Origin of the sequence: Belliella aquatica, from assembly GCF_014637795.1 — a bacterium.
Taxonomy (GTDB): domain Bacteria; phylum Bacteroidota; class Bacteroidia; order Cytophagales; family Cyclobacteriaceae; genus Belliella; species Belliella aquatica.
Genome location: NZ_BMFD01000050.1, coordinates 1 through 1,558 on the forward strand (window position 1 = coordinate 1; position 1,558 = coordinate 1,558).

The 1,558-nt window shown below is 45.1% G+C and carries 1 protein-coding gene; it reads left to right on the top strand.

Annotated elements, in window-relative coordinates; genetic code table 11:
• Positions 1-1,558 (top strand): PKD-like domain-containing protein (locus IEV57_RS19220; protein WP_229744582.1); only part of this gene is annotated, 1,558 nt, incomplete at both ends.

Sequence of the window (1,558 nt, forward strand, 5' to 3'; positions counted from 1 at the left end):
CCATTACCCCACATATAGGAGATTGTTTAGGGACAGAGATTACTGTGGCTGTAACTGTAAATCCTACAGCACAGGTTGATGGTATTGATGATCAAGAATTATGTGCTGGAGCAACTACAGATCTAATTACCTTTGGAACAGTTAACTCAGGAGGCACTACTACCTATACTTGGACCAATGACAATGCAGCTATTGGACTAGCTGCTTCAAGTGGGGGTAATGTGCCAGCAATACCAAGTTTCACAGCGCTGAATCCTACGAGCGAGCCGATTAGGGCTATCGTAACGGTTACCCCTACATTTACCAACGGAGGTGTTTCCTGCTCGGGGACACCGGAGACTTTTACCATTACAGTAAATCCAACACCAGTAATTGAAGATAAAGACACAGAGATCTGCTCGGGTGATACTTTTAATATTGTTCCAGTTGATGAAGCTGAAGGAGACATAGTTCCATCAGGTACTACATACACCTGGACGGTCAAAACTGTTGATCCGGCAATCAGCGGGGCCACAGCAAGCAATACAGCGGGAGTAGTTTCGATTTCCCAGATGTTGACCAACAGCACTAATACTGTTAAAGCGGTAATCTATTTGGTAACACCAACCTCAGGAGATGACGGATCTTGTGTGGGTGATGCATTTGAGATAGAAGTGACGGTGAATCCAGTAGCAGAAGTGGTAGCAACGCCCGATTCGGAAGTGATTTGTTCGGAAGGTAGTACAAACATACAATTAAGCACTCCTACATCGGGAACACAGGCTATTACTTACAGTTGGACGGCAGTCATAACAACTCCATCCACAGGAGGAACCATTTCAGGCTTCTCCGACCAAAGTCCAAGTTCTTTGGATAAAATTATCCAGCCCCTAACAAATTCAGGTACAAGTCCAGGTGTTGTTACTTATACTATTACCCCCCATATAGGAGATTGTGCTGGAAGGTCGATCGATGTTGATGTAACGGTAAATCCATCTGGTCAGGCTGATTCCGTTGACGATCAGATTGTTTGTACAGGATCGAGTACGCAATTGGTGACTTTCACTACTCAAAACACTGTAGGAATTACTACCTATGCTTGGACTATGGATACGGATATCGGTGCTGGGCTATCTGGATCTGGTAATCTATCTGCCTTTACCACAGTAAATATCACCAACGCTCCAATAGTGGCTACCGTAACAGTAACACCAACCTTTACCAACGGAGGGGTTTCCTGCCAGGGGCCACCCGAGACCTTTACGATTACTGTAGATCCAGTTGCTGAAGTTGTTGCTACTCCTGCATCAGAGGTCATTTGTTCTGAAGATAATACAGGTATACAGTTAAGCACTCCTACAACGGGAACACAGGCCATTACCTACAGTTGGACGGCATCAATTACGGCTTCACCTATTGGGGGAACCATAACAGGGTTCACTAACCAAATTCCAAGTTCTTTGGATGAAATCATCCAGCCTCTGACCAACTCAGGTACAAGTCCCGGTGTGGTGACTTACACCATTACCCCACATATAGGAGATTGTTTAGGGACAGAGATTACTGTGGCTGTAACTGT